This is a genomic window from uncultured Methylobacterium sp. (assembly GCF_964242245.1).
In the GTDB taxonomy this organism is placed as follows: domain Bacteria; phylum Pseudomonadota; class Alphaproteobacteria; order Rhizobiales; family Beijerinckiaceae; genus Methylobacterium.
In genome coordinates, this window is record NZ_CAXTBY010000039.1 from 1 (window position 1) to 5,747 (window position 5,747).

Consider the following 5,747-nt stretch of genomic DNA (forward strand, 5'->3'; position numbering starts at 1 on the left):
GGGGTGAGGGGCGTGACCTCTCCGGTGCGTTCTCCGCCCTCACCCTGTCCCTCTCCAGCTAAGGGTGTGGGGACCCCCGCTCTTCCCGGATCGCGTGGAGCGATGCGTGCATCCGCAAGCCCGCAGAGAGGGAGGGAAGGCGTGCGCCGGCCCTGTTCCGAGTGGAGGACGAAGACCGCTTCGTCGTCTCGTTCTGCCGCTGCAGTTCGGCGTTCCGACCTTCTACCTGATTCCCTGCCTGACGATGTGCCTCGTGATGACCATCGTCTTCATCGAGGCCACCGGCATGTTCCTGGCGCTCGGGGCGATGACCGGCCGCGCAGTGGGTCCCGAGGACATCAAGCGTGGGCTGCGCGCCGACTCGATCGGAACGCTGATCGGCGGCCTCTTCAACACCTTCCCCTACGTCTCCTACTCGCAGAACATTGGGCTCGTCGGCGTCACGGGGGTCTACAGCCGCTGGGTCTGCGCCGCGGGCGGGATCATCATGCTGGCGCTCGGCCTCGTGCCCAAGCTCGCCTTCGTCGTGGCGTCCGTTCCGCAATGCGTGCTGGGCGGCGCGGGCTTCATCATGTTCGGCATGGTCGCCGCCACCGGCATCAAGATCCTGAAGAGCGTCGACTATGCGAAGGCGCCGCACAACACGCTCGTGGTCGCGATCGGCTTCGGGCTGATCCCGATCGTCTCGCCGAACTTCTTCCGGATCATGCCGGCCGAGCTGAAGCCGATCTTCGGCGACGGCATCATCCTGACATCGATCGCGGCCGTCCTCCTGAACGCGTACTTCAATCGCACCACTCAGGAGGAGGCGAGCGAGGACGCCGTCCTCGCCGCCCAGGGTGCAAGCCACATCTGAACGGCAGAGCGCCACGCGGGGCGGCCCGGAGCAAGACATCCGGCCGGCCTTCGATGTCAGCGGCGCGCCGATGTCGATGCTGCTGCCCGCGACTCCGGGAGAGCCGGCATCGGGGGTCCTCGACGGAGGAAGCCCGATTACGAAAGGCCGCCCATGGCCCGCACGAGCGACCACTCGGCCCCCGTCACCGGCTGCACGGACAGACGGGAATTGTTGACCAGAACCATGTCCTTCAAGGCGGCTTCCGCCTTGATCGCATCGAGGGTCACGGGGGTCCGCAGCGCCTCGACGGCGGCGAGGTCGACCATGCCGAAGCGGCCGCTCGCGTCGGTGTGGTCGGGGTAATAGGGCTTGATGACCCGCACGATCCCGACGACCGCCTTGCCCTCGTTCGAGTGGTAGAAGAACCCGAGGTCGCCGACCCGCATCGCCATGAGATGCTTCTTGGCGAGATGGTTGCGCACCCCGTTCCAGTGGGTGCCGGTCGGCCCTGCCGCAACCTGCTGATCCCAGGACCACGTCGCGGGTTCGGACTTGTAGAGCCAGTGCGTCATCGCTTCCTCGCAGCACGCGCGACGTGGCGCGTCGGGGCAGGCCGCGGAGGCCACGCCTCACGATATGTCCACCTCAGTCTCCCCCAACCGCCGCCGCCCAGAACCTCAGGCTGTCCGGGTTGATCGGCGCGCCGGCCGCCGCGTTGCGCGCGGTGACGAACGCGTGGAAGTCCTGGGCCGATACATCCCCGAGGAGATCGCGGGTGGCGGTGAGAATGCGCGTGATGCGCAGATGGTTGTGGTCGTGCCTGCTGAGCCACAGGTCGGTGTCCCCGTAGAACCGGCGCATCCGCGCGAGCGCCGCCCGCAGGCCATCCCGGGCGTTCGGATCGGAACGGATCGCCTCCGCCTCGGCCGACGTGAGAACCGGGGCTCCCGGCACGGCGCGGCTCGCTTGGCGCAGCGGGAAGCACCACTGGATGAAGTCGTGCACCGCCTCGATGCGGGCATTGTCGAAGGCCAGCACGGCGTCCAGCGACCGCCCGGCTCCGTCGCCTGAGCCGGCAAGGAAGGCGTGGATCGGGCCGGCGGGCGGCGGCTTGGATTGCCTCATTCCACCTCGCCCTTCAACGGCCGCGCGAGCAACTGCGCGACCACGTCCTCGACCCGGGACCGCCCGGCGACGATCGCGGCGACCGACTCCGCGATCGGCATCTCGATGCCCTGCCCGCGGGCGAGCGCCACGAGGGCGGCCGCGGTGAAGGCGCCCTCGGCGAGCTTGCCGCCGGACGCCTCCTCCGGGGAGGCGCCCGCCCCGAGGCGCTGCCCGAAGGCGAAGTTGCGCGATTGCGGCGAGGAGGCCGTGAGCACGAGGTCGCCGAGGCCCGACAGGCCCATCAGCGTCTCGGGCCGTCCGCCCAAGGCCCGGGCGAAGCGCATCAGTTCGGCGAAGGCGCGGGCGATCAGCGCCGCCCGCGCGCTCTCCCCGAGCCCCAGGCCCGCGACGATGCCGGACGCGATGGCGAGCACGTTCTTGCCGGCCCCGCCGATCTCGACGCCCCGCACGTCGTCAGTGTGGTAGAGGCGCAGGCTCGGCCCCGACAGGGCTCGTGCGAGCCGCGCGGCGAGGTCGCCGTCCCCGGCAGCCAGCGTCACCGCCGTCGGCAGGTTGCGGGCGACATCGGCCGCGAAGCTCGGGCCCGACAGCACCGCCACGGGCGTTCCAGCGGGCAGCACGTCGCTCGCGACCGCGCTCATGAACGACCCGGTGATCCGCTCGATACCCTTGGCGCACAGGACCACCGGAGCGCCCGCCGCGAACGCGGGCGCGAGCCGGGCCAGCACGTCGCGGGTGGTCTGGGCCGGGGTGACGAGCAGCACGGTACGAGCGGTCCCGAGGTCGCCGGCCTGAGCGGTCGCGCGGATGTGCGGGTGCAGGGGGATACCGGGCAGGTAGCGGACGTTCTCGCGGGTTCGCTCCAGCGTGCCCGCCATCGCGGCGTCGCGCAGCCAGAGCGTCACGTCGCGGCCGGCCGCAGCGGTGGCGTTGGCAAGCGCCGTGCCCCAGGCGCCGCCCCCGACCACGGCGACGGGCTCGGCCTCCGCCCCGTTCATGCCGCCGCTCCCGGGATATCCGCGGCGTCGAGCCGGTACAGCACGTGGCGGCGGAGCGGATCGCCGTCGCTGAGCGCGGGATGGTCGAACGTCCCGGCCGCGTCGCAGCGCATCCCGAGCCGCTCCATCACCCGCCGCGACGGCGCGTTGCCGAGCGCGGTGAAGGCAACCACCGACGCGACCCCGCAGCGGCCAAACAGGTCGGCCAGCGCCAGCCGCGCCCCGCGGGTGGCGATGCCGCGTCCCCAGGCAGCGGGCGCGAGGCGCCAGCCGACCTCGACGAGGCTGCCGGGCCGCTCGGCCCCGGGAAACGGCATCGCCCGCATCAGGCGCATGGCGCCGACGAAGCCGAGGAACGGGCCGCCCGGCTCCTCCACCACCCAGGGCCCGAAGCCGTCCGCCTCGAACCGGCGGTCCAGCGCCCGGGCCTCGGTCAGGCTCTCGGCGGCCGATTTCCGCTTCGGAAAGTAGCGCATCACCCCCGCGTCGGCGTTGAGGCGCGCGAAGGGGGCGTCGTCCGAGCGGCGCCAGCGGCGCAGGCGCAAGGTTTCCGTTTCCAGCGCCTCTGGAACGGCGATCCCCCACGCCTTGCCGCGCCACCGCAGCGAGCGCCGGTTGAGCAGTCCGAGATCGGCCCGGCCGCCGAGCACCGCGTAGCCTAGGTCGATCGCCGCGGCCAGCCGCTCGGGCGGCATGTTGGCCCAGGCCGGGGCCGCGACGCTCTCGCGCCACGGCCCGTTGCAGGCGTTGTCGAGGAGGATGCGGGCGAAGCAATGGTCGTGGCGTACCGGCCAGTCGGGGCGGTTCGCCGCCGCCCGCGGCAGCAGCGCATCGACGAGGGTGCGCCAGCTTTCCTGCTGCTCGGCGGCCGAGGGCGCCGGGCCGAGCGCGGGTTCGAAGAGGTCCCGTCGCAGGTCCCGAAGGTTGCCGCGCGGCAGGGGAAGGCGTAGCGCGCGTCTCACCCGGCGATAGCCTCGGGCCGAGCGCTGTCCGCGAAGGGCCAGCGGGCGCGCGCTGGCGCGGTGAGGTCGTCGGTGAGGCCGAGACGCAGGCGCTCGATGCCGGCCCAGGCGATCATCGCGCCGTTGTCGCCGCACAGGGCCAGCGGCGGCGCGACGAAGGCGAGGCCCGCCTCGCCGGCGAGCGCGGCGAGCGCCCGACGGATCGCGCCGTTGGCCGAGACGCCGCCCGCCGCGACCAGCGCGGTCGGATGGCCGGCAACGTCGAAGAACGCGCGGAGCGCCACGCGGACGCGGTCGACCACCACGTCCACCACCGCGGCCTGGAAACCGGCGCAGAGATCGGCGACGTCCCGATCGGCGAGCGGCGCGATGCGCTCGGCCTCGACCCGGAGCGCGGTCTTGAGGCCGGATAGCGAAAAATTCGCGTCGCGGCGCCCGAGCATCGGACGCGGCAGAGCGAAGCGCTCCGGGTCGCCGGCCTCGGCCATCCGCTCGACCTCGGGGCCGCCGGGATAGGCCAGCCCCAGGAGCTTGGCGACCTTGTCGAAGGCCTCGCCGATCGCATCGTCGATCGTGCTGCCGAGCCGCACGTAGTCGCCGACCCCCTTCACCGCGACGAGTTGCGTGTGGCCGCCGGAGGCGAGCAGCAGCAGGTAGGGAAAGGCGAGGCCGTCGGTGAGTCGCGCCGTCAGCGCGTGCGCCTCCAGGTGGTTGACGGCGATGAGCGGCTTGCGGGCGACGAGGGCCAGGGTCTTGGCCGTGACGAGACCGATCAGCACGCCGCCGATGAGGCCGGGGCCGGCCGCCGCCGCGATCCCGTCGATTTCCCTGAGCGCGAGGCCGGCGCGGTCCAGCGCGCGGGCGATCAGGCGGTCCAGCACCTCGACGTGGGCGCGCGCCGCGATCTCGGGCACGACGCCGCCGTAGGCCGCGTGCTCGGCGATCTGGCTCAGCACCTCGTTGGAGCGGACCAGGCCGCGTCCATCCTCGCCCGGCGCGACGATCGCCGCCGCCGTCTCGTCGCAGGTGGTCTCGATCCCCAGCACGTTCATGGCGTCGTCAACGATCCCTCCGGGCCGGTTGCCGTCATCGTACCCGCACGGGACGGGCCGGGGCAACGACGGCGAGCCCGGCGCCGCGGGCGGCAGCGCGACCTCAGATTACGGGGTCGGTCGTCGGCTCGTCCTCGGGGATCGGGGCCGCGCCCCAATCGGCCAGGACGGCGTTGAGGGCATCGAGGACGAAGTGGCGCGCGCTGTCGCGGTCGTAGCCGTCGGCCAGCAGCGCGTCGTACTCGGTGAAGACGTGGCGGGCGTAGGAGACGAGGGCGAGGCGGGCGGCTGTCTCCGACGCCGCGCTGCGCAGGCCCGGGCTCGCCAGGGCACGATCGAGAGTCGCCGCGGCCTCGAAGTCCGGCTGCCGCGGGGCGATGCGGGCGAGCGCCCGTGCGACGGCGTCGCGGCGGTTGCCCGGTGGGAGGGTGTCTGGTCCTGTTCGGCTCAAGGACGCGCTCCGTGGGTCCGCCGCCGTGGGTCTGCCGCACGGAAAGGCGTCGTAGGCGTGCCATAATTTTCGCATCCCCGCACCTTAACGTCCGCGTGATCGTCGGCTTGGCCGACGCGACGCCTGCCCGCGTCCAGCGTCGGGCAGGGCGTTTTCGGAGCTTGACCCCATGCGCCTCCTGGCCGCCCTCGTCCTCATCCCGGCGCTGTGGACCGCGCCCGCCTTCGCGGAGAAGGCGGCGACCGGGGCCACGGTCCCGAAGCCCGCGGAGACGACCGCCAAAACAACGGCCAAGACAACCGCCAAGGCAGCAGCTCC

7 protein-coding genes are annotated in these 5,747 nt (G+C 72.6%); 1 reads left to right on the forward strand and 6 read right to left on the reverse strand.

The window, feature by feature from the left end; genetic code table 11:
* Nucleotides 1-106: 106 nt before the first annotated feature.
* Nucleotides 107-856, forward strand: a complete 750-nt coding sequence (locus ACFE8Y_RS10745) for a solute carrier family 23 protein (protein ID WP_375464377.1) — start codon at nt 107-109, stop codon at nt 854-856.
* 137 nt (nt 857-993) lie between these two features.
* On the opposite strand, the gene ACFE8Y_RS10750 is transcribed toward ACFE8Y_RS10745, so the two are convergent.
* The 6 genes from ACFE8Y_RS10750 to ACFE8Y_RS10775 form a co-directional block, all read right to left on the reverse strand.
* A complete protein-coding gene (locus ACFE8Y_RS10750) occupies nt 994-1,410 on the reverse strand; it encodes an EVE domain-containing protein (protein ID WP_375464378.1) in 417 nt (138 codons plus the stop codon).
* Between the two features lie 73 nt (nt 1,411-1,483).
* On the reverse strand, nt 1,484-1,963 hold the full coding sequence (locus ACFE8Y_RS10755) for an opioid growth factor receptor-related protein (protein WP_375464379.1): 480 nt from the start codon (nt 1,961-1,963) through the stop codon (nt 1,484-1,486).
* Nucleotides 1,960-2,964, reverse strand: a complete 1,005-nt coding sequence (locus tag ACFE8Y_RS10760) for an NAD(P)H-dependent glycerol-3-phosphate dehydrogenase (RefSeq protein ID WP_375464380.1) — start codon at nt 2,962-2,964, stop codon at nt 1,960-1,962. Before ACFE8Y_RS10760 ends, ACFE8Y_RS10755 begins: the two co-directional genes overlap by 4 nt.
* Nucleotides 2,961-3,878, reverse strand: coding sequence for a GNAT family N-acetyltransferase (locus ACFE8Y_RS10765; protein WP_375464404.1), 918 nt, complete (start codon nt 3,876-3,878; stop codon nt 2,961-2,963). Before ACFE8Y_RS10765 ends, ACFE8Y_RS10760 begins: the two co-directional genes overlap by 4 nt.
* Nucleotides 3,879-3,922: 44 nt before the next feature.
* A complete protein-coding gene (gene tsaD, locus ACFE8Y_RS10770; RefSeq protein ID WP_375464381.1) occupies nt 3,923-4,978 on the reverse strand; it encodes a tRNA (adenosine(37)-N6)-threonylcarbamoyltransferase complex transferase subunit TsaD in 1,056 nt (351 codons plus the stop codon).
* A 103-nt stretch (nt 4,979-5,081) separates the two neighbouring features.
* Nucleotides 5,082-5,429: a DUF2293 domain-containing protein gene (locus ACFE8Y_RS10775; RefSeq protein ID WP_375464382.1), complete on the reverse strand. Its 348-nt coding sequence runs from the start codon at nt 5,427-5,429 to the stop codon at nt 5,082-5,084.
* Nucleotides 5,430-5,747: the final 318 nt, after the last annotated feature.